The following is a 21,767-nucleotide window of genomic DNA, read 5'->3' as shown; positions in this document are numbered from 1 at the left end:
AAGGTAACAATTCGCTTCCGTGGCCGCGAAATGGCACACCAAGACATCGGTGTTGATGTACTTCATCGTCTGAAAGAGGATACAGCTGAACTAGCGGTTGTTGAGTCTTTCCCTAAGAAGATTGAAGGCCGTCAGATGATCATGGTTCTTGCCCCTAAGAAGAAGTAATTATCGGCTTACAAGTAATGACACCCTGCTGTATCCGTTGGAGACAGTGGGGTTAATTCGCCCTGATTACATTGTTTATAAAACTACTACAATGCGGAGTTATTCATCATGCCTAAGATGAAAACCAACAAAGGTGCTGCTAAGCGTTTCAAGAAAACTGCTGGTGGTATTAAGTACAAGCACGCTACAAAACGTCACATCTTGACTAAGCGTACTACTAAGAACAAGCGTCAGCTTCGTCCAAATGCAATCCTTCCTAAGTGTGAAGTGGCTGCAGTTGTTCGTATGATGCCATACGCTTAATTCTTTTTAGTTTATCAATCGTTTAGTTTAGGAGAAGCATAATGCCTCGCGTAAAACGTGGTGTACAAGCTCGTGCACGTCATAAGAAAGTTCTAAAACAAGCTAAAGGTTACTACGGAGCACGTTCACGTGTTTACCGCGTAGCTTTCCAAGCAGTTACTAAAGCTGGTCAATACGCTTACCGTGACCGTCGCAACAAGAAACGTCAATTCCGTCAACTATGGATTGCACGTATCAATGCGGCATCTCGTCAAAATGGTCTATCTTACAGCCGTTTCATCAACGGTCTTAAGAAAGCATCTATCGAGATCGATCGTAAGATCCTTGCTGATATCGCGGTATTCGACAAAGCTGCATTTGCAGTTCTAGTTGAAAAAGCGAAAACTGCTCTTTAATTAGCAGTCTAGGAATAAGAAGAGGAGAGCATTTGCTCTCCTTTTTTATTGGGTTCGTTTCTGACTTTCATTGTGTTTCAGTAACGATAATCAGTGGTCTAGCGGTACTTGGAAATGATGAGTACATTAAGTAAGCTAATCCTGCAGCTCCTGATGTTGTGGTATTGATACCGTGGCTATGCAGTATTTGTCTAGCTCCTTCAGCCTGCTGATCTGTGACAGTCACAAATTCGTCTGCACTTGCTTTAAGGATGTTAAATGCCAGCATTGAAGGTTCTTTACAATCTAGTCTTCCCATGTTTGAAATCGCTCCTTCTACACAAGTGATGGTTCCACAGTTAATGCTTTGCTGCAAACAGTTTGCTGATTTGGGTTCAACCACAATAATCTCAGGCTGAATCGGCCAATAGTCCTTAATGTATTGAGTAATAGCGGCAGCCATACCTCCAACACCAGCCTGAAGTAAAACGTGTGTTGGCCATTGGCCCAATTGGGTAAACTCATCAAACATTTCTTTAGCCAAAACCGAATATCCTTGCATAACTAATGAGGGATAATAGGTCTCACCTGCCCATGAAGAATCTGTAATTAAAGTGACATTATCTTTTTGCGAGTGAGATAAAGCGTTAGTCATTGACTCTTCGTAGTTCACTCCTGAACGAATAACTTTTGCTCCTTTCTGCTGCAATCGTTTTTCAAATGGCAAAGGAACCTGTTCAGAAAGAAATACCTCACACTTTAGTCCGAGTATTCTTGCCCCCTCTGCAACCGAAAGACCATGATTTCCTGCTGATGCGCAGCAAACGGTTTGCCCTTTCAGATAGCTCTTACTTAACTGCATAACCTCTTCAAGGCTTGGCATTCTTCCTAAAACAGCCTCCAATTTTTGTTCTGCAAGGCGAAAAACGGCGTAAGCGCCACCGAGAGCCTTGAAGGAGCCAAGCCCCATTCTGCTGGTTTCATCCTTTACCAGCAAAGCTGAACACCCAACAACCTCTCCAACAGCAGCTAACTCGGTTAATGGAGTAGGTTGATAGGTTGTGCAGTTTGTTAACCACGACAATGGCTTTTTTGCGCACGATATATCGATGCGGTTTGAAGTATCCTCTTTCATCTTACCCCCAATTATTTAATTTTAGATAGATTAACCTTTATGAGTGATACCCATATATCTTAATTAGCTTAAATTTTGACCGAACAGCATCAAGTTATATGTAAAAGTGATAAAATAATACATAAAGCCCATAATCTTGGAAAACCATGATAGAACTTGATAAAGCTGATTTAGCGATATTGTCAATGCTTCAGGAAAACTGCCGCACACCTCTCGACTTGATTGCCGATCAAGTGAGGGTTTCAGTAATCACTGTTCAAAGGCGAATCAAACGATTGCGAGATAGGGGAGTTATCCTGCGAGATGTGTCTATTCTCGAACCGAAGCAACTGGGGTGGAAAATGACTTTCCTAGTTTTAGTAGAACTGGAGAAAGAACGCACTGATATGCTTGATCGTTTCCAAAAAAGATTGATTAATGATCCCCAAGTGCAGCAATGTTACTACATTACGGGGGAAGCAGACTTTGCGGTGATTTGTTTAGCGAAAGATATGGAAGATTTCGAATTACTGACACATAGACTATTTTTTGACGATCCAAATGTAAGACGATTTAGGACGAACGTAGTTATGAGGCGAAGTAAGGTTGGAATGGGAGTTATGATTGATGAAGAGATGAACATAAGCTAGCTTATGACTCAGATATACCCAAGTAACTTCAAGTAAAACGCTTTAAGTTTTTAGCTTGATTTAAAAACGTTCCATTCTTATCGTGAATTGTTATTACATTTTGATACATTCTTCTGACTTTAATTGAACTAAACCAAAGTACGTTATTTGAAATTTAATTGTAAGTGTATATTTTTAAAAGAATAATAATCAATATCACTCACATTCAACTTGGTCAGTTCTAACCCTATATGTGCTCTTTTTATACTGTATTTAAGATAAAATTGGCTTCATCTCCTTTCTAGAGCTCATCTATGATAATGACAGTAACCAACCAACTCAACTCATTAAAAAATATAAATAAAATTTGTTAATGCATATTGTTGAAAGCTTGTTTTTTATTAACATTTATAAAAATTATGTAACTGACAATTGTATACATTAAATTGATACCTTGTTGTCTGTTGTTATTGTACAGTGTTCTTAATTGATGGTTGATATCGATTTAATAACATCATAAATGTAATAAAAACAGCCTTAACTATATTTCTAAGATTTCCATGAAAGCTGCCTTTATAGTGGGAGCTTTCGGCTGCTTGTTTAAATAAGTCTGTAAAAGATAACTAGTGGTGTATCTGGTAGGTTCTATTGAGGGGTCAATATGAAAAATTTAATGTTGATGCTAGTGCTTATATTCATATGTGGCGACGCACTTTCTAAAGAACGAGTTTTTTGTAAAGTAAAGAATAAATCAAGAAAAATAACTGCAATCGAAGGTGAAATAATAAATATAATAGTCAAAAGATATCAAACAGAAAATGCAAAATATGATTTTCATTTCGATTCGATTTCAGTTCTTGATAATAACTCTGGATTAAGTGCAAATGATCTTGATATCAATTATTTGGGCGTTAGTAAAAAAAAAGGAGATAACTTAGATTATGTGCAAGGAGATAACTGGGCAACTCTGACTAAGAAAGTAACCGTGAACTTAAAGGAAGATATCAAATCGAAGCTTCCTTCGGGGGTTCACTATATAGATATAAAAATAATAGTAGAATGTGATTAATATTATAAACTTATTCAAGATGAGAGAGATATATGAAATTAAGATTAATAGTATTGGGTATATTAGCCTTATTAATATCAACAATGGCATTGTCAGGATCTCTGTCCCCAAGAGCCAAAATACATAAAGATAATAGTCTTAAAAGAGCAGTAACGGTAAATTTGAAATACGTTGTCCCTCCTAGATGTACCCTAGACGTGATTGGGGACACAGGTAACTTACACTTTAAAGACGCTGGTAATGTAAAGATCAAAGTATCCTCTAACTTTTCTGGTAAGACAGAGCTTTCGCTAAAGGATGATGGTGCGGGTATATGGACATCCGATAGTGTGAATATACCTTACAAAGTTCAATTACATCTTTTATCAGATAAATCTAATAATCAGGCAAAGTTTACCGAAAATAATTTTGCTCCGGCTGAGCGAATTTATGGACTCAAAGCAGATGTCATCACAAGCCAACTGCCAGGGCAAGAGGTGCCAGAAGGTGAGTATCTTGCACCAGTAGTAATTGAACTAAATTGCTCAACGTAATGGTTTTTTTATGATTAAGTATAAATTAGCGCTAGCCTATGTTCTTTTATCTTCATTAGCGTCAGCTCACAGTATGTCGCCAATTGAGTTTGGTGGAAAGAGCAACCCTTTGCAGTCTATCTCGGTAACAGGAGTCGTCTTGGTTCCTATTGAAGTAGGAACTAAAGCCCCGAAGGTGTTTGTAATTGAAGTCGATGGTGTTGAATTTAATAGAATTCAGGTAGCCAAAGATAGTATCGCTGAGATAACAGTACCTGTTAGGTTAAATAACCCTAACGTTGTTGAGAACCATACAGTGTGCTCTGTCGGTCAAGGTAGTTACTTCAACACCAAAATATGTACTAAGGTAAAAGCCTACTGGCTTCAGAGGTCACCAGAATGAAAAAATTAACTTTATTATTAGCTTCTGTCTCTCTAGGAACTATGGCCGATACGGTACGTTTATCAGATGGCAACAGTTGTTCGTTTGATGCTGATGATTCCCCATGGGAATTGTCATTGAATACTAGGGCAAGGGATGGTCAAGGTAAGCGGCATGATGCATACCACGATAGAAAGGGCTGGGATACAAGAAATGACTACGAAGTGGGTGCTGAGATCAGTTATAAATTCGGCGGCCCCACGCGCCTTGACTGCAGTAAGCTCTACAATATTCAATTGAATATGAAGAATGCTGAGCTAAAACTGTTAAAGCAAAAACTCCAGATTCTCGAGTCTCAGGCTTCGATAAACTGGGATAACTAAAGCGTGTACCTTGCAATAAGAAGCGCTGTTTTAAACTACGTACAGACCAACAAGTGATATCTGCAGGGATGCAAATACAATAGCATATTAGCTGAATGGGTTTTTTCGCGATTCAATGGTGCTAATAGTAGTCTAAAAATATACTCCAAAATTCTAAAAGCCAAAATATAATAATTATTCTTATAATGATATTGCTGTAATTTATTTTGCAAAATTATTATTTAAAATTTATTCGTAAAATTATCTCTATATTTAATAGAAAGCGCAGATTAAACGTTCATAAAAATTGATTTTATAACATCTATCGATTCTTAAATTAAATACCATTCAATAAATCCAACACCACTTAAATTCCCCTCTACTTGTTCAATTTTTTATCGATAATTATATTATTTTTTCAATAAAAACAATACAATATACCCAAGCAACCCATTCTTGCTGAACCTAGCATCTTGAGGTTACTTGGGTATACGGTCCTTGATTGAGATAAAGGAAGATACAATGGAGATAAGACATGCAGAACGACCTGATCTCCCTCAGATCACGGCGCTGTTTAATTACTATATTGAGCATACTAATGCACGTTTCGAAGAGCAGGCGTTTTCTGTTGAAAGCCGTAAGGAGTGGTTCAATCAATTTTCTAACGAGACGAAATATCAAATCGTTGTTGCCTGTGAAAATGATATCGTGATTGGGTTCGCGTGCAGCCAGCCTTATCGTGGTTCGAAAGCATTTTCTGAAACGGTTGAGACAAGTATCTATATTAACTCCGATTATAAAGGTAGAGGTCTTGGCAAGGCGCTTTACCGCCACTTATTTGCAAATATCGGGAAATACAAGATACATCGAGCATTATCCGGTATCGCGTTACCTAACGAGGCCTCGATTGCTCTACATGAGCATTTTGGCTTTAAAAAAGTGGGGACGTTTGATGAATATGCCAAGAAACATGGTCAATATATTAGTTCCGCTTGGTATGAGAAAACATGGAAGAGAGACTAAATATGATTCGACACTTTACACATAATAATATGAGAGCGTTTCGTCACCCCGAATTGGTTAGGTATTGGAGAAAGTAACGGTTATGGTAGAGCGTATCAATTATAAAAATCTGCCAACAATTGTTGGCCCTTATGTACACGCAACTAAACATGCTAATACTCTGTATATCTCCGGTTTGACTGCGATGGGAAGCGATGCACAAAAGGAAGAGGTTTGTTTACAAACTGAAGAAATCCTTTCGCAAATTGATCGAATTTTAATAGCAGAAGAGCTTACGAAAAATAATATTATAAAGTTAACTATATATCTGGCCGATATTAGTTCCTTATCGAAGATCAGAGAGGCACTCTTCGCTTTTTATGGAGGAGCCTTGCCTGCTTGCTCTTTGGTGGAAGTCTCCGCCTTGATTTCTAAAGAATTACACGTAGAAATTGAAGCGATAATTGCCTTAAATTCAAACGAGTAGGCTGGTACTCGACGATATAGAGTCTATACTACTTGCTATAAAAATATTTAGGTAATGGAATCTCATTTCGACAAAGGAAATCGCCATGTTGATAGAAATGTATCAAGTTGACTCGTTTGCAAGCCACGCTTTTGAAGGTAACCCTGCGGGAGTCTGTATATCTGAGTTCCCACTAGAAGAAAACTTGATGTTATCTATTGCGGCAGAAATGGCGGTTTCAGAAACCGCCTTTATTAATCTTTCTGATAAGTGGTTGCGTTGGTTTACGCCAGAGGCCGAAGTGACCTTATGTGGACATGGAACATTAGCTGTTGCTCATATCTTACGTAACAAAGGGCTTTTATCACAAGGTCAATCCATTAGTTTTGAGACCTTATCAGGTGAGCTTACAGCAACGATATTACATGATTGCATAGAGCTCGACTTTCCAAGATATGATTTAAACGACAATAGTCAAATAGACAAGTCGCTCTTAACTGCCCTTGGTCTAAAAAGTCGTCAAGTGGTCTCTTCATGCTATTTTGAGGATAGGCTTATTATAGAGGTTGATAACGAGGAGAGCCTTTTCGAATTGTCTCCTAATTTTAACGCTCTAATTAAAGTAAAAGGTCGTGGGATCGCAGTGACAACAAAATCGAGCGCAAGCGATGTTGACTTTGTTTCCCGCTACTTTGCTCCTTGGGTCGGGATTAATGAAGATCCAGTGACCGGTTCAGCGCAATGTGCTTTGGCTGAATATTGGAAAGGTAAACTGAATAAAGAGTCGTTTAATGTTTACCAGGCTTCTCGAAGAGGGGGCTATCTTGGTTTGCGACTCAACGGCGATAGGGTAAAAATCCAAGGAACGGCTTACACTACGATTTCAGGCACCTTGAACTTATCAAAGCTAAAACGTGTCGAGAAAAGCTAAACACAGGCCAAAAAACGTTAGTGTGCAATATTCATTGTTAGGTTGAGATCTAAAGCTAAGTTAGCCAACCTATGCTCAAGCTTGGTTCTAGTTTTGTTGAGATCAGCGACATGGATATCTTTACCTTGAGTATGGATATCAAGGTTTACTCGAAGTTCTCTGCCTACTTTAGTCATTGCTACCAAGCTAATGTCTTGTTCTGAAGATTGGTCGATTGCGCTTACTTCCTCTTTTACTGCTTTACATATGTCTTCATCCGGCCTCATCATTAGCATTTCCCTGACTGCTCCAACAAGCATCTCATAAGGAACCTTAATAAAATAAGCGGACATGAGTATCATCATTGTGGGATCAGCATATGATGATAAATGAGCAAGAGGAGTGATAGTAAGTAGCCAAGCAAATACAAAACCGAGCGTGACTGCAACACTCAATAGGGTGTCCATCTGCCACTGACGGCTCTCTGCTTCCACTAGGCCAGACTTAAATTTAGTAGAGTGATTCTTGATGTACCACCATGCGTAGCCGCAACCTAAGACATTGACTACGCCAAAAATGGTTGCAATACCCGCATCTACAGACCGGCCACCACTAAACATGGCTGTCACAGCAGAATAAAGCGAAGTTGCAACGACGAGTAAAATAACACTGGCTTTTATTGTAATAACGATGGGCTCAAGAATAGCCTTTCCAAAGGGAAAGTTGCGCTTAGAGGGGTGCTGAATAAACCAAGAAACGGCCAGCGACAATAAAGTTAACAGTAGGCTGAGTAGTGAATATACGCCGTCAAAGGTGATAACGATCGAACCCATTATTAACCCCAAGAACAGTCCGGCCGTTGCAAATAGGGCTGCGAGTAGGGCAGAGAAAATCAATATTCTTTTTTCGTTAGAGCTGGCTTCATCACACATAGAACCCCCGTTGACAATCAGCCTTTACATTTTTCGCAATAATATCCAAATTGACAAATACAAAATTGCTCAAAATCTGTTCTATTTGGTGAGTGGTAGGATAAGTTCAATATAATCAGTGGGTTAAAATTCCTCTTGGTGTCATTAAATTTGACGCTCAGTGATGTGAGTTCTAGAAATCAAAGAGATATTCGTTAAGCTTGTCAGCAAGCCAGGACATTCCTGGATGTTCTGCCATGCCAGAGGCAGTGAACATACAATAATCTTCTTGAGTGAGACCATAAGTATGTTTTATGACAGACAAAGATTGATTCCTTAACAAATGTCGAATCAAGGGTTCAGGGAGTACCCCCCAAGCATCCTCTTCTAAAATTGTGCTGAGCATGTAATCGAAACTAGAAAACCCGATATGACGGAGAGAAAACGGTTGCAGCTCTGGGTTATCTTTTTCATTCAAATATACCATCACCGCTTGCATTGCTTTTCTTAGTTCGTCATCAGACACACGTCTTAACTTGGCAAGTGGGTGGCTGGTACGGCAAACTGACATCAGCCGAATTTTCCCCAATGGTTGAAAGTTGATATGAGGATCATCGGTGCGTTCGTAATCTACACCAAATGCAAAATCGACCTGAGAAGTAGCAACCAAATTAGTCAGGTCACCGCTCGAAGCTAAAACAATATTAAAAGAAGTGGCGGGAAATTGATTGTTTAATCGATGTGAAAGATCCTGCCAAAGTACATCAGGGAGCGAGTCATCCCTTGCAATCCAGATTTCAGCATTGAATTCACCTGTTACTTGTGCACAAGTTTGACGAATTCTTGCTGCTGTCACCAACATGTCTTGACCGTCTTTATAAATGGCCTTACCAGCTTCAGACAGAATCAAATTATTTCCGCTACGAATGAAAAGATCTGTGCCTAAATCCTTTTCTAAAGCTTTGATCGCCATACTAAGTTTGGTTCGATTACATTCTAGTTGTCGTGCTGCCTCAGAGACCGAACCTGTGTCTGCAACAATACAAAATGCTTCTATCTGTGATAAATTCATCTTTTTTTTGTTCATGCCGAATAACCGCGATAATATAGTATACCCAAGTGACTTCAAAATGCAGTATTCAGAGCGATGGCACAGTGTTGAGTTCAAGGAAAATAACGCAGCGAAATAGTCTACTCTTACCAAGTTGCTTGACGATGAAATCGGCGCTGTGGCACGCTCCCAAAGGGCGAGTTGTTTTGCTTCACATGCGTCGTTACCGATTTTCAATTTAGATGACTAGATTTTTAAATCGTTGCCTTGGCTTTAAAGCAAGCCATTCTCGCTGAACCTAGCATCTTGAGGTTACTTGGGTATAATCTTAAACCATTGTCTGTTTTCGGTATTGAAACGCTATGAATTTCATGCATTTTTGGTAAGCTAAAGCAGAGCCAAGTGAATGCAGCTACAGGGAGATCATGATGGCGAATATTTGGGATGATGTCGCAGCGAGCTGGGACTTAAACCCTGAAAGTAATGATTTGGCGAATAAAGCCTTCGAGTCACTACAAGAACTGGTAGACCTCAAAGGGTTGCACATACTTGATTTTGGCTGTGGGACAGGCCTTTTAAGCGAAAAAATGGCGCCTTTAGCTAAAGATATTGTTGCACTAGATAGCTCCGAAGCTATGATCGAGCAGCTTGATAAGAAAGAGCTAAAGAATGTAGAGCCCGTTGTTGATATGCTCAGCCGTGGCTTAGCTGCCATGCATCCTGCGTTTAGAGCTCAGTTTGACTTAGTAGTGGCCTCTTCTGTGTGTAACTACCTCAATAATTACTCTGATATTGCCGATATCGTATTTAGTCTACTCGATCCCGGAAGCTATTTTGTTCACTGGGATACCCTGTCCGATGATAGTTCTGAGGGTGGTATATCGATGGCTCATGCGAATCAAGTCTTAACCAGTGTCGGTTTTCAAACTGTCGATATATCGACGCCATTCTCAGTCGGGTCAGAAAAGATTATTATGGTAGTTGCTCGTAAGTAAGCGTAGGCAGCACGATGAGACATAGGCGATAACGCCGATTTATAAGCGAGGAAATGAAGTAGTTCCAATATAGCTTTACGTTCTTAGACTTCATTCAAGCCCAACAACATGCTGGGCTTGATATGGAAGGTGCAATACTAACTAAGACTCTGAAATTGTTTTATTTCATCTAAGATGCTTGGGTTCGCAATAGCACCCACATTCTGAATCTCTTCACCATGCAGTACCTGTTTGACAGCAAGTTCCACCAACTTACCCGATTTCGTTTTTGGAATTTCGCTCAAAGGGTGGATTTCTGCCGGAACATGTCTCGGTGAACATTGACTACGAAGCGTGTTTTTGATGCTGTCACAAACTTCTTGGTTCAATTCGTAACCTTGCGCCAGTTGGACAAATAGAACGATCTTTTCATCTCCTTCGACTCTCCGTCCAACGGCAATAGAATCTTGGATTGAGGGAAGCTGGTTCACCTTTTGATAGATCTCTGCAGTCCCGATTCGAACTCCACCTGGATTCAGTGTTGCATCGCTTCTACCATAAAAGATCATACCATTTCGCGCTGTAAGCTCAACATCATCACCATGATGCCAGACGTTATCGAATTTATTCCAATATGCACTGTTGTAGCGTTCCCCATTATCTCTCCAAAAGCCTATGGGCTGGTTGGGAAAACTATTTTTACAAACCAATTCACCACGCGCACTTTTTATTTCGCAACCCATATCATTAAATACACTAACATCCATTCCTAAACCAGCCCCTTGACACTCGCCTTGGAATACTGGGGATATTGGGTTCCCAATAACGAAACAGCCGCAAATATCCGTACCTCCCGAGATAGAGGCTAGGTGCAGATCGATTTTTATGTTGGCGTAAACATATTCAAATTGTTGAGGATAGAGAACTGAACCAGTAGAACAGAGAGTTTTTAATGAGCTTAGTTGATAGCGGTTACTTGGGTTAAAACCCATTTTTTCGATGGCTTCGAGGTATTTTGCTGATGTGCCGAATAACGTTACTCCAGCATCTTCACAAAGCTGCCATAATGTTTCGACATTCGGATACATTGGACTTCCATCAAATATAACTAGGCTGGCACCACTGGCTAACGCAGAGACATGCCAATTCCACATCATCCAGCCACATGTTGTGTAATAAAAGACTTTGTCCTTTAATTTGATATCACAATGGAGCTGATGCTCTTTTAAATGATTTAGTACCGTTCCTCCGACGGAGTGTACGATACATTTTGGTTTTCCCGTTGTACCAGAAGAGTAAAGAATAAAAAGGGGTGCGTTAAAATTGACTCTTTGGTAGCGTATTCCTCTAGGTTTGTAACTGCTAAAGATCGAGTGCCAGTCAGAGAAGGTATTGCAGTATTCCTTGGTTGATGAGTCGGAGGCTATATACTCAATTTGACATGTATTAGTGATGCTGGGGATTAAGTCGCTGATTTGACGATTTTTCTCGTCGACTCGGTATGTTTTGCCATTGAACTGGTAACCGTTGCAGCAAAACAGTATCTTGGGTTCAACTTGTCCAAAGCGTTCAATGACACTCTCTGCACCAAAATCCGGAGAGGTTGATGTCCATATTGCTCCTAAACTCGCAGTAGCCAGCATGGCGATGACCGTTTCTGGCATATGGGGTAAGTATCCAGCCACCACATCACCAGGTTCAACACCATTTTGTCTCAACCATTGTTGTAGAATTGATACATGATCGCACAGTTCTTGCCACGTTACTTTCTTGTTATCGCCTTTTTCATTTTTGAACCAAATTGCTGTGTCGTTAGGGGCCTGGAAGGCTTGTGCGAGTAAATTTTCAGCATAATTCAGGTTGGATTGGGGGAACCAAATAGTATCTCTACTGGACTTGAAACTTCCCCATTTAGAAAGTCCCTCACCAACTATACAGTCTCCTTTTTCTCCGATAACATCACATTGATCCCAAATCGCAGACCAGAATTCTTTTTTGTTATTGATTGACCATTGATGAATTGAATCATAGTTGTTTCCATCAATTTCGCTCTTTCCCAAGCTTTGCACAAAATCATAGAGGTTCGAGGCTTTGACCCGCTCGTTATCAGGTGTCCATATGGGACTCTTTGGTGTTTGGTCTGCTTGCGACATGCGTTATTCATCCATGAATTTTATTCCTAAATTAGCTTTTATGAAAGCAGGCACAAAGTCAATTTTGAGCAGCAAAAGTGAGTCATTGAAAAACAAGTAAAAAGCCGTCAAATGTAAAGAAAATGTTACATAAATATGGACGAACTGAATAGGGGTAGAAAATTGTCACGAAAGCTTCATAACGATACGCTTTATGTAAAGGATTTGTTAATGGAGATTGTGATGACACAATATCACTCCAAGCCCGTCAGTGAAGGCGGCATTGTCAACTGGAGTTCTGAAGAGAACAGTATCTGGCACGATTTAGTTGAACGCCAGCTGGTTCTTGTTGAACAGCGAGCATGCAAAGAGTATTTAGCGGGACTTGAACTGCTTAACTTGCCGCTAGATCGAGCTCCACAGATTGTTGATATCAACAAAGTACTAAAAGAAACAACAGGGTGGCAAATCGAGCCAGTTCCTGCTTTGATTAACTTCGATCGTTTTTTTGCGCTGTTAGCAGATAAAAAGTTCCCTGTTGCTACATTTCTTAGAACGCGTGAGGAATTCGACTATCTGCAAGAACCGGACTTTTTCCATGAAATATTCGGTCACTGTGCTATGCTCACCAACCCACAATTTGCTGAATTTACAGCTACCTATGGTAGGCTAGGCAAAGCAGCGAGTAACAAAGAGCGAGTCTACCTTGCAAGGCTCTATTGGTTCACAGTCGAGTTCGGTTTAGTAAGAGAGCAAGGGAAGACAAAGATTTACGGAGGTGGAATTCTTTCATCTCCCGGTGAAACGGTCTATGCACTAGATGATGATATTCCTTTGCGCTCAACTCTCGATTTACACACGGTTTTGAGAACCCCTTATCGTATCGATATTATGCAACCACAGTATTTTGTGTTGGACGATATCAGCCAGTTATACGAATTGAGCCAAAAGGATCTAATGTCATATGTCAGAGACGCTATGGCTGCTGGATTATTACCCCCATTATTTGAACCAAAGGAAGTAACACATGCTTGATGAATTACGTTGTGAGTCCTGTACTAGTAGTGCTGTGGCTTTAGATGCCGAACAGACGAGGCTGCTTCTAACTGAACTTGAAGGTTGGCATATGCTAGAGCGCGATGGTATTCCACAACTAGAGAAGGTTTATACTTTTAAAAACTACAAGTTGGCCTGGGCTTTTGCGAATAAGGTTTCAGAACTCGCAGAAGGGGAGTTTCACCATCCTTCACTATTACTGGAGTGGGGAAAAGTGACCGTAACATGGTGGAGTCACGCTATAAAAGGGCTTCACCAAAACGACTTTATCTGTGCAGCAAAATGTGATCAAGTGTTATTATAAATGTTCGAACGGGATACTTAGCTTTACTAGGTATCCCGTTACTTAGTGTAACGAATCGCTGCTTTTTCTCTTTTGTATATTTGTAATAGCGTTTCGAGCTTGTCAATTAATTCCTTAACATCTCCAATACGGCTATCACCCACCTTAACATAACGAGACCCTGCTGATTGGTTCGATTTATCCCCCATATGGTTACAATGACTTGTGATTTCCTGCCATAACTGTTTTTGATTAATAGCTTGTTCAAGTAGCAGATACACCACATCTTTCCGATGAACAAGCTGTTCAATCGTTTTTACAACGCTTTCATGCTCTTCTGTCCACGTGAAATAGGAAATAGATTGGTGCTGCACCCATATGTCTTGAATTTCTTGTTTGGAAAAATTTTGATACAAAAATGGTCGAGCTTGATAATGAACAAGCATTTTATTAAAGCTTTCAGCATTTTCGTTGTACTTGCTTTCAAGAGCAAACTCAGATTTGAGGGCTTTATTCCAAGATTTCTTGTCGCAATAGGCACGGTTTTGCTCCGAAGATACACTCGTCAGCGATATAACCGCTATAGTAATATAAAAGTTAATAAACCATTTCATTTTGACAATAGTTTTGTTAGTAATAACTCAAGTATAGGAAATAACGAATAGTGGTATGAAAAAGGTATTGATGATTGTCCTTTTACTGGTCGGTATCGGTTGTGCGGGTGGGGGGTACTATATTTTTTACCTCAAACCACAACAGGATGCCGCAGCGCAGCGAGAAATAGAAATTGAGTTGCCCCCTAAAAATATGCCCACGTTGCTTGATAAAGACAAGTCATTGAAAACATCGACTGATTATTACGTCAGCCCTGATAAGCTTGGGGTCAGGGAAGCGCCAAACAAGGATGCGTTCATTGAAAGCATCGTTTACCGTGGTGACAAAGTATTCGTTTTAGAGAAAAAAGACGGCTGGGCAAGGATCTCGCCTTATTATGTTTACGAAGATGGTGGACCAAAAGTGGCAGAATGGGTTCCTCTCGACTCGCTGTTAGAAGTTCCTCCGACAATTACGAAAGAAGAGCGACAAAAAACGATAAGTTCTTATATCGAAAACTCAGATGACTTCAAGAAGCATTTCGAGTTATTTATAAAGACAACCGATCAATTGTTGAAGGAAAAAACCTGCACTCCGGAAGACTTTGAAGAGACACAAGGCTGGGTTAAATCGACGACATTTCAAAACCGCAGCGCTTACTTCGTGTATTGTGGTGGGTTAAAACAAGCCAATAAAATATACATTGATGTAAAAAGCGGAGAAATTTTTTATCGCTAAACTTCTGAGAATTGAAGCGCAAACATTCAGGGGAGATCATAAAGTTTTTTGATTATTTTAGTTGTTTGAGATCACATTTAGCATTAGTATTTTCGTTAATGATTATAAATGAGACATTATCAATGCTTAGAAATGTGATTGCATATATTTGGCTGTTTGCTCTCGCTGCGGTATTGCCGTTGCAGGCTTACGATCATTTGATGCAGTCTGATAATGCGATTTATAATCATCTAACCATGACTTCGGGTGTGGCGGATAGAGGAGGCAGATATCCGCAAATCGTTGAAAGTGGAGCAAAAAAAACTGATCCAACACCTATATCTCAAGCTGGTAGCACTCGAGACATTTTAGCATTTCTAAACGCACCTCGTTGGTTTTCACCGGCACATCATGCCGATGAAACAGAGCCGTCAGGTAATCCTCCTAGTAGCTATCAACCTGATTCAGTCCTGCATTACCAAATATATCCCCAACCCCTGACGAATTCTAGCTTAGGCAAACCATTGAGCTATGCTTCGACATATCGTATTTCTGGTTGGAAAGACTCAAACGCACTTTACGTTGCCCTGAATGCGCATTTTCACACCATTTCTTAACTCAAGATTGCGGAAGTAAAGGCTTCTTAATTTTTATATTGACACTTAGCAGTAGGTGTTATTAAGTTATTGAAACATCATGAAAAAAACACAAAAAACTCAGGCTGGCTCTAAGCGCCTGCTCAATCGCTATTCGGCATGGAAATATGTAGTATTAGTGGCGACCGTTCTTATTTTAACCATAAGCGCTATCCCCACTTGGTATGGGGAAAAACCATCGATACAACTGAGTGTTGCCGATCATACTCCATCTAATACCCTAAAAGACGTAACCAAACTTTATCATTATCTCGAGACCGAGCACATTCATGTGGCTGGTATTGAACAGACGGGTGATAAGACAACGATTATCTTCGATAACGAGAACCAGCAAACACTGGCACGACAGGCACTAGATAAACTTTTATCTAAAGATGATGCCATCACATTTTCTTATGTGTCGGTAGCCCCAAAGTGGTTTAGTGAGTTGGGTTTTAATCCCATCAAGCTGGGTTTGGATTTACGTGGCGGTGTACAGTTTTTATTGAACGTGGACATCGATAAAGCTTTTGAAGATCAAAGAAACAGTTTGATTGATGAACTGAGAGATTTTCTGCGCCAAGAACATCTCAGAAATGTACAAATCAACGCTACAACTACAGATTCATTTGAGGTTAAGTCTGCCTCTAGTGATGCTCTAAACAAGGCCGGTAAATTTTTAAAAGAGAACTATCCGACTTGGAGCACGATTAGGCATTCCAAATACTTATCTGTGAAACCAACGGTAGAAAGTAAAAGCGAATTTCAAACGGTTACTATCAAGCAAAATCTAAAAATTATGCGCGATAGAATCGAAGAACTTGGTATTACCGAAGCTATGGTTCAGCGTCAAGGTGATCACGCAATTCGTATCGAGTTACCAGGTGTTCAAGACCCAACTTTGGCGAAAAAAGTCATCGGTGCTACTGCAACTCTTGCTTTTCATGAAGCACGCGGTTCGTCAGACGGGAAAGCATATGGTGACATTGTGCTTAAAGACAACGATAACCGAGATGTTACTCTAGCTAAGCGCCCAGTTTTGACTGGTGAACACATTACTAATGCGCGTGCAGGAGTGGATAAGGTCGGTTTTTCAGAAGTCAATATCTCGCTTGATCATGCTGGCGGAAAGATCATGAGTGATTTCTCTGGCAGCCATGTAGGGAAACCAATGGCTACCGTTTATCGTGAGTATACAACGAATGCTAAAGGAGAAACAGTTCGGTCTGAGCGAGTGATTAGCGTTGCGACTATCCAATCTCAGCTTGGGAGCCAATTTAGAATTACTGGCGCAGGCTCCATGGAAGATGCTCAAAATCTGGCGCTCTTGTTACGAGCTGGGTCATTAACTGCACCTGTGACTATTGTTGAAGAACGCACAATAGGTGCATCTTTAGGGGCAGAAAATATTGAGAATGGCTTTGCCGCATTAGGATTGGGATTGGCGATGACCTTGACATTTATGGCACTTTGGTACCGAAAGCTTGGTTGGGTTGCCAATGTTGCTCTGATGATAAATATGGTTAGCCTTCTTGGTTTAATTGCATTATTACCGGGCGCGGTGTTAACTCTACCGGGTATTGCTGGTTTAGTATTAACGGTCGGTATGGCTGTTGATACAAATGTGCTTATCTTTGAACGTATAAAAGATAAATTGAGAGAGGGGCGTACGTTTGCTCAGTCGATAGACTTAGGCTTCGATAGCGCTTTTAGTACAATACTAGACGCAAATATTACCACTATGATCACCGCGGTGGTTCTCTATTCAATTGGTAATGGTCCTATCCAAGGTTTTGCACTGACACTTGGGCTTGGCCTGCTCACGAGTATGTTTAGCGGTGTCTTTGCATCGCGAGCGATGATCAATTTGATGTGGGGACGCGACGCACGTCGTGATGTGAGGGTATAATTATGTCTGCATTTTTTAAACAACGCATTCGCGAAATTCGCTCAATTACAAGCATTATCTCACTTGTCCTGATGATAATATCTTTGGGAGCGTTAGCGACCAATGGTTTAAATATGGGGTTAGATTTTACTGGTGGTATGGTTACTGAAGTAAAAGTAGATAACTCCATCAGCCACGAAAAAATGGTTGAAACATTACAACCAGCCCTCGGTCAATTTACTAATGTTACTCATGCTGATCAGGCAGGGCGATGGATGGTTCGCTATCCTATTCCAGCAGAAGGTGAGCAGACTGCGGATTTAGTGAAAGTCTTATCTCCAATTTCGAACCAAGTAGAGGTCATCAGTAACAGTATGGTGGGTTCACAAGTTGGGCAAGACTTGATCGACCAAGGTGGACTAGCCTTAATGATTTCGATGTTGTCGATATTGGGCTATTTGTGCTTTCGTTTTGAATGGCGTCTAGCGAGTGGATCACTTTTAGCATTGCTACATGATGTTGTTTTGGTTTTGGGATTTTTTGCCGCTAGCCAAATGGAATTTAACCTAACTGTATTTGCAGCGATACTCGCAATCTTGGGGTACTCTCTTAATGACTCAATTATCATTGCAGACAGGATTCGAGAGCTCTTGTTAGCAAAGCAAGAGTTACCGATTGAGAAAATTAATGATGATGCTGTCATAGCTACATTCTCAAGAACTATGGTTACATCCGGGACAACTTTATTAACCGTTTCTGCACTATGGATAATGGGAGGGGCAGCCTTGCAAGGGTTTTCTATTGCAATGTTCATCGGTATTTTGTCGGGTACTTGGTCATCAATCTCGATAGGAACCGTTTTACCAGAGTGGCTTAAACTTGAGCCAAAACATTATCTTCCTGTTGAAATTGATTCAGCACCATAACTGAAATAAAAAGCCCGATACTATATCGGGCTTTTTTGGGCTAGTTGTCAAATATTAGGCTATCTCAACCAATTGTTTTACAAGACTTTCTATGCCTACCGAAGCTTCTAATAAGTTCTCTGTTGCCATATAAGCTGAAGTTGAAAGAACACGATGTTCCGGATCGAAAACTACGTCTTCAATAGAACTTGAGATATGCTGGCCTCCTAGGGCATTAAAAGCGTCACTCGCTTCTTTGTTATCGCCAATAGTTCCTTGTACACCCTTGCTATAAATCATTGGAATGATGACAGGTGCGATACAAATATAACCAGCGGGCTTTTTAACCTCCGCAAAAGCACGGCAAGCGGTCGCGACAGATTCATTAATAGTGCATTGTGCTCCTTTGAACGCAAAGTCAGTCAGGTTTTTCGCTGCCCCGAATCCTCCCGGTAGCAGTAATGCATCGTATTGATTTACATCAAGAGTGGTGATGTCTGAAATATTGCCACGAGCGATCCTTGCAGATTCGATAAGCACGTTTCTAGTGGTATCCATCTCTTCACCTGTGATGTGATTGATCACATGATGTTGATTAATATTGGGTGCAAAACAGTGCCATTGAGCGCCATGCTTTTCGATCGCAAGTAAAGAGAGGACAGCCTCATGTATTTCACTTCCATCGTAAACACCTGAGCCACTGAGTACGACTGCTATCTTTTTCATGATTTTATCTCATATCTATTTAAAAACGGAGCCTTAAAGTAACATAACTTTCTTTATCTCGATTGTGCTAGCCATATGTTTCTAAGAAAATTTTTCAGTAGAACATAAAATACCTTCTTCCCAGTAAGGTGTGTCATGGCCGATTTTATCAATCATAAAGTTGAGGAATTTTCTGACTTTTACTGGCATATGTTTTTTATCGGGAAATACTGCATAAACGCCATGTTGAGGTAGTTGATAATCACTCAGGATTACTTGTAAGCGTCCAGACTTAAGGTCGTCAGCGACGATAAATGTGGGTAAGTTGGCAATGCCAGCTCCGTTGATGGTGGCTTGTCTAATCGCTTGGCTATTGTTTATGGAAAGCCTTCCTTTGGGTAAAATACGAAACCTCTTTGATTCCTTTGCGAGCACCCAATCACACCCACCTTGATAATAGCTGTATTGTATACAATCATGATGCTTTAAATCTTCAGGTGATAAAATAGGAGGGTTCTTTTTAAGGTAATTGTCAGAGGCACATAGAACGCTATTGCATGAAGTCAGGCGTCTAGCAATAAGATTTGAGTCAGGTAAATCTCCAATTCGAATACCGATATCAAATCCTTCTTGTACTAGATCTAGCATTCGGTCCTCAAGTGACAAGTTGATATCAACATCGGGATACAACGCCAAAAATTCACTGATAAATGGTGTGATGTGAGCGATTCCAAATGACATCGGAACGGTAACTTTTAAAGTGCCTCGTGGTTGACCTTGCAGTTCTGCAACTGCGTCTATTCCTTGCTTTGCTAGAGATAAAGATTGAATAACATATTCATGGTAGCGAAGTCCCGCCTCTGTCAAACTGAGTTTGCGAGTCGTGCGATTTAATAGCCTCGTTCCGAGTTCTTCTTCAAGTAAATTTATACGCTTGCTTACCGCTGATTTGGTAATACAAAGCTTATATGCAGCAGCGGAAAAACTGCCACATTCGACGACAGCTACAAAAATAGGGATAGTATTAAATGCATGCATTGTTGAGATAAAATAAACGATTTGTTTCTAGTTTAGAGGATTATCACTTGTTGGAAAACAACTTAAACTCCTCTGATTCTAAATTGGAGGTTGTAATGAGATACGATTGGATTCTATTTGATGCAGATGAGACGTTATTTAGTTTTGATGCTTTTGCTGGTTTAACTAAAATGTTTCAACGTTGTGGCGTGGATTTTTCCCGCCAAGACTATCTCGACTATGAGCAAGTTAACCTTCCGTTGTGGGTCGACTATCAGAACGGTCACATCACGGCTGCCGAACTGAAGCACAAACGCTTTCAAGCGTGGGCAGAAAAGTTAAACACGACGACCGATACACTCAATAGTGGTTTTTTAGAGGCAATGGCAGAGGTTTGCACACTTTTGCCAGGAGTGCGCGAGCTTTTAGAGTTTGTTCATGGTAAAGCTAAGCTTGGTATTATCACTAATGGCTTTGAAGACTTACAAGATATCAGATTAGAGAAAAATGGGCTCACTGGGTATTTTGATCATATTGTTATTTCGGAGTTAGTGGGCGTTGCAAAACCGGCGCAAGAAATCTTTAGCTATGCGTATGAAAAAATGGATTACCCTTCAAAAAGCCGAGTTCTTATGGTGGGTGACAACCTAAAGTCTGACATTCTTGGTGGAAATAATTTTGGGATTGATACTTGTTGGTTACGACATGATAACTCACATACTGAGCGTCATATTTCACCAACGTTCACCATTCGTTGTATGTCTGAATTGAAAAACATCGTAGCTGGATAACTGTTGTAAATCACTTAGATGAATATCTGCTAATGTAGTGTTCGAGGCATTTATTGCCTGATGTCTCGAACATTTGTCCTAAAGTTTTAAGCTTATCTATTCTGTCGACTCTAAAATTTCGATAATCTTCTCTTAGCTCACACCAGGCAACCAAGGTCCACACTTTCCCCCAAAATACAAGGCCCAGAGGCTGAAGTACACGCTTTGATTGAATACCAGCATGGTCATGGTAAACGAGCTCTATTTTTTCTTTTTTATCGATCGCTTGGCGGATGGGCTTGTTAAAGGTTGAAAACTCTGTTTCCTTGTGAGTACATGGTACCAAGATCGTTGGCGCTGGATTTTCATTTTTGAGCCTATCGGGTAAGACGGATTTAATCTTAGCTGCGGCACTCTTTGAGGCGGTAGCAAGCTCAATATCAGACCATGCTTGTACCATTTTCATCCCAAGCTCCAGGGCGATTAGTTCTTGCTCTGAAAACATCAGTGGAGGCAACTGTCCGCTCTCTCGGAGAACATAGCCTACACCTGCTTCGCCCTCTATGTTTATGCCTGAGGCACAAAGTGACTGTATGTCTCTGTATATAGTTCTTTCGCTAACCTGAAGCTGCTCCGCTAATTGGTTTGCAGTGACGGCGTAACGTTTTGAGCGCAATAATGTTAATAATGAGAAAAGTCTCTCAGCTTTATTCATTGTTATCTCTGTTCAAATTAGAGGAGAGAATACTTCCTCTCCTTGGGATATACTCAAGCCTTACCTTGCATGCATAGTTACCAACTTTCAATTTAGGTGATTGGCTCTTAAGGTTCTGATCTT

27 protein-coding genes are annotated in these 21,767 nt (G+C 40.4%); 19 read left to right on the top strand and 8 right to left on the bottom strand.

The genetic code is table 11. The annotated features are described in order from the left end of the window. Positions 1 to 9: 9 nt before the first annotated feature. The 3 genes from infC to rplT all read left to right on the top strand — a co-directional run bounded on the left by infC (position 10) and on the right by rplT (position 866). Positions 10 to 168 carry a translation initiation factor IF-3 gene (gene infC / locus RH40_RS14655; protein ID WP_277422201.1) on the top strand — a complete coding sequence of 53 codons (159 nt, stop codon included), beginning with the start codon at positions 10 to 12 and terminating at the stop codon, positions 166 to 168. A gap of 108 nt (positions 169 to 276) precedes the next feature. After that, the gene (rpmI, locus tag RH40_RS14650) at positions 277 to 471 is read left to right on the top strand and encodes a 50S ribosomal protein L35 (RefSeq protein WP_004401085.1); all 195 of its coding nucleotides are present in this window, start codon (positions 277 to 279) and stop codon (positions 469 to 471) included. Between the two features lie 41 nt (positions 472 to 512). Then, a complete protein-coding gene (rplT, locus tag RH40_RS14645) occupies positions 513 to 866 on the top strand; it encodes a 50S ribosomal protein L20 (RefSeq protein WP_009602381.1) in 354 nt (117 codons plus the stop codon). Between the two features lie 67 nt (positions 867 to 933). On the opposite strand, the gene RH40_RS14640 is transcribed toward rplT, so the two are convergent. Continuing rightward, entirely contained in the window at positions 934 to 1,980 is a 1,047-nt protein-coding gene (locus tag RH40_RS14640; RefSeq protein WP_009602379.1) for a diaminopropionate ammonia-lyase, read from the bottom strand. 146 nt (positions 1,981 to 2,126) lie between these two features. Between RH40_RS14640 and RH40_RS14635 the strand changes: the two genes are divergently transcribed. The 8 genes from RH40_RS14635 (at position 2,127) to RH40_RS14600 (ending at position 7,312) form a co-directional block, all read left to right on the top strand. After that, a complete protein-coding gene (locus tag RH40_RS14635; protein WP_009602377.1) occupies positions 2,127 to 2,609 on the top strand; it encodes an Lrp/AsnC family transcriptional regulator in 483 nt (160 codons plus the stop codon). 640 nt (positions 2,610 to 3,249) lie between these two features. Then, entirely contained in the window at positions 3,250 to 3,657 is a 408-nt protein-coding gene (locus RH40_RS14630) for a hypothetical protein (protein WP_009602375.1), read from the top strand. A gap of 32 nt (positions 3,658 to 3,689) precedes the next feature. Beyond that, a complete protein-coding gene (locus RH40_RS14625) occupies positions 3,690 to 4,190 on the top strand; it encodes a hypothetical protein (RefSeq protein WP_009602374.1) in 501 nt (166 codons plus the stop codon). Between the two features lie 10 nt (positions 4,191 to 4,200). Further along, positions 4,201 to 4,572 (top strand): hypothetical protein, encoded by a 372-nt coding sequence (locus RH40_RS14620; RefSeq protein ID WP_009602372.1) that lies wholly within the window; start codon positions 4,201 to 4,203, stop codon positions 4,570 to 4,572. Then, a complete protein-coding gene (locus tag RH40_RS14615) occupies positions 4,569 to 4,934 on the top strand; it encodes a hypothetical protein (protein ID WP_009602371.1) in 366 nt (121 codons plus the stop codon). The genes RH40_RS14620 and RH40_RS14615 overlap by 4 nt, the downstream gene beginning before the upstream one ends. Before the next feature lie 501 nt (positions 4,935 to 5,435). Next, entirely contained in the window at positions 5,436 to 5,936 is a 501-nt protein-coding gene (locus tag RH40_RS14610; RefSeq protein ID WP_009602370.1) for a GNAT family N-acetyltransferase, read from the top strand. Between the two features lie 82 nt (positions 5,937 to 6,018). Next, entirely contained in the window at positions 6,019 to 6,402 is a 384-nt protein-coding gene (locus tag RH40_RS14605; protein ID WP_009602369.1) for a RidA family protein, read from the top strand. Between the two features lie 85 nt (positions 6,403 to 6,487). After that, positions 6,488 to 7,312, top strand: a complete 825-nt coding sequence (locus RH40_RS14600) for a PhzF family phenazine biosynthesis protein (RefSeq protein ID WP_009602368.1) — start codon at positions 6,488 to 6,490, stop codon at positions 7,310 to 7,312. A gap of 17 nt (positions 7,313 to 7,329) precedes the next feature. Here the strand turns inward: RH40_RS14600 and RH40_RS14595 are convergent, their stop codons facing one another. Beyond that, positions 7,330 to 8,223 (bottom strand): cation efflux transmembrane domain-containing protein, encoded by an 894-nt coding sequence (locus tag RH40_RS14595; RefSeq protein WP_009602367.1) that lies wholly within the window; start codon positions 8,221 to 8,223, stop codon positions 7,330 to 7,332. A gap of 172 nt (positions 8,224 to 8,395) precedes the next feature. Beyond that, on the bottom strand, positions 8,396 to 9,274 hold the full coding sequence (locus RH40_RS14590; RefSeq protein WP_009602366.1) for a LysR family transcriptional regulator: 879 nt from the start codon (positions 9,272 to 9,274) through the stop codon (positions 8,396 to 8,398). Positions 9,275 to 9,681: 407 nt separating this feature from the next. On the opposite strand from RH40_RS14590, the gene RH40_RS14585 reads away from it, so the two are divergent. Next, the gene (locus RH40_RS14585; protein ID WP_009602365.1) at positions 9,682 to 10,248 is read left to right on the top strand and encodes a class I SAM-dependent DNA methyltransferase; all 567 of its coding nucleotides are present in this window, start codon (positions 9,682 to 9,684) and stop codon (positions 10,246 to 10,248) included. A gap of 137 nt (positions 10,249 to 10,385) precedes the next feature. Here RH40_RS14585 and RH40_RS14580 read toward each other — a convergent pair whose 3' ends face one another. Further along, on the bottom strand, positions 10,386 to 12,380 hold the full coding sequence (locus RH40_RS14580) for an acetoacetate--CoA ligase (protein WP_009602363.1): 1,995 nt from the start codon (positions 12,378 to 12,380) through the stop codon (positions 10,386 to 10,388). A 210-nt stretch (positions 12,381 to 12,590) separates the two neighbouring features. Between RH40_RS14580 and phhA the strand changes: the two genes are divergently transcribed. Both phhA and RH40_RS14570 read left to right on the top strand, forming a co-directional pair. Next, positions 12,591 to 13,394: a phenylalanine 4-monooxygenase gene (phhA, locus tag RH40_RS14575; RefSeq protein WP_081455019.1), complete on the top strand. Its 804-nt coding sequence runs from the start codon at positions 12,591 to 12,593 to the stop codon at positions 13,392 to 13,394. Further along, positions 13,387 to 13,719, top strand: coding sequence for a 4a-hydroxytetrahydrobiopterin dehydratase (locus RH40_RS14570; RefSeq protein ID WP_009602361.1), 333 nt, complete (start codon positions 13,387 to 13,389; stop codon positions 13,717 to 13,719). Before phhA ends, RH40_RS14570 begins: the two co-directional genes overlap by 8 nt. A 38-nt stretch (positions 13,720 to 13,757) precedes the next feature. Here the strand turns inward: RH40_RS14570 and RH40_RS14565 are convergent, their stop codons facing one another. After that, positions 13,758 to 14,312 (bottom strand): hypothetical protein, encoded by a 555-nt coding sequence (locus tag RH40_RS14565; RefSeq protein WP_009602360.1) that lies wholly within the window; start codon positions 14,310 to 14,312, stop codon positions 13,758 to 13,760. Between the two features lie 55 nt (positions 14,313 to 14,367). On the opposite strand from RH40_RS14565, the gene RH40_RS14560 reads away from it, so the two are divergent. From RH40_RS14560 to secF, 4 genes are all read left to right on the top strand, one after another. Further along, positions 14,368 to 15,030, top strand: coding sequence for a hypothetical protein (locus tag RH40_RS14560; protein WP_009602359.1), 663 nt, complete (start codon positions 14,368 to 14,370; stop codon positions 15,028 to 15,030). 122 nt (positions 15,031 to 15,152) lie between these two features. Further along, positions 15,153 to 15,626 carry a hypothetical protein gene (locus tag RH40_RS14555; protein WP_009602358.1) on the top strand — a complete coding sequence of 158 codons (474 nt, stop codon included), beginning with the start codon at positions 15,153 to 15,155 and terminating at the stop codon, positions 15,624 to 15,626. A gap of 79 nt (positions 15,627 to 15,705) precedes the next feature. Continuing rightward, a complete protein-coding gene (secD, locus tag RH40_RS14550; RefSeq protein WP_009602357.1) occupies positions 15,706 to 17,553 on the top strand; it encodes a protein translocase subunit SecD in 1,848 nt (615 codons plus the stop codon). A 2-nt stretch (positions 17,554 to 17,555) separates the two neighbouring features. Continuing rightward, entirely contained in the window at positions 17,556 to 18,458 is a 903-nt protein-coding gene (gene secF, locus RH40_RS14545) for a protein translocase subunit SecF (RefSeq protein ID WP_009602356.1), read from the top strand. A 54-nt stretch (positions 18,459 to 18,512) separates the two neighbouring features. Here the strand turns inward: secF and elbB are convergent, their stop codons facing one another. Then, positions 18,513 to 19,163, bottom strand: coding sequence for an isoprenoid biosynthesis glyoxalase ElbB (elbB, locus tag RH40_RS14540; RefSeq protein ID WP_009602355.1), 651 nt, complete (start codon positions 19,161 to 19,163; stop codon positions 18,513 to 18,515). An 81-nt stretch (positions 19,164 to 19,244) separates the two neighbouring features. After that, entirely contained in the window at positions 19,245 to 20,180 is a 936-nt protein-coding gene (locus tag RH40_RS14535) for a LysR family transcriptional regulator (protein ID WP_009602354.1), read from the bottom strand. Between the two features lie 95 nt (positions 20,181 to 20,275). Between RH40_RS14535 and yjjG the strand changes: the two genes are divergently transcribed. After that, entirely contained in the window at positions 20,276 to 20,950 is a 675-nt protein-coding gene (gene yjjG, locus RH40_RS14530) for a pyrimidine 5'-nucleotidase (protein WP_009602353.1), read from the top strand. 10 nt (positions 20,951 to 20,960) lie between these two features. On the opposite strand, the gene RH40_RS14525 is transcribed toward yjjG, so the two are convergent. Beyond that, complete coding sequence (locus RH40_RS14525; RefSeq protein ID WP_009602352.1) at positions 20,961 to 21,644, bottom strand: helix-turn-helix transcriptional regulator; 684 nt, start codon at positions 21,642 to 21,644, stop codon at positions 20,961 to 20,963. Between the last annotated feature and the right edge of the window lie 123 nt (positions 21,645 to 21,767).

This window comes from Vibrio caribbeanicus ATCC BAA-2122, from assembly GCF_000165125.1.
Classification (GTDB): domain Bacteria; phylum Pseudomonadota; class Gammaproteobacteria; order Enterobacterales; family Vibrionaceae; genus Vibrio; species Vibrio caribbeanicus.
This window is presented reverse-complemented; position numbering and strand designations above follow the sequence as displayed.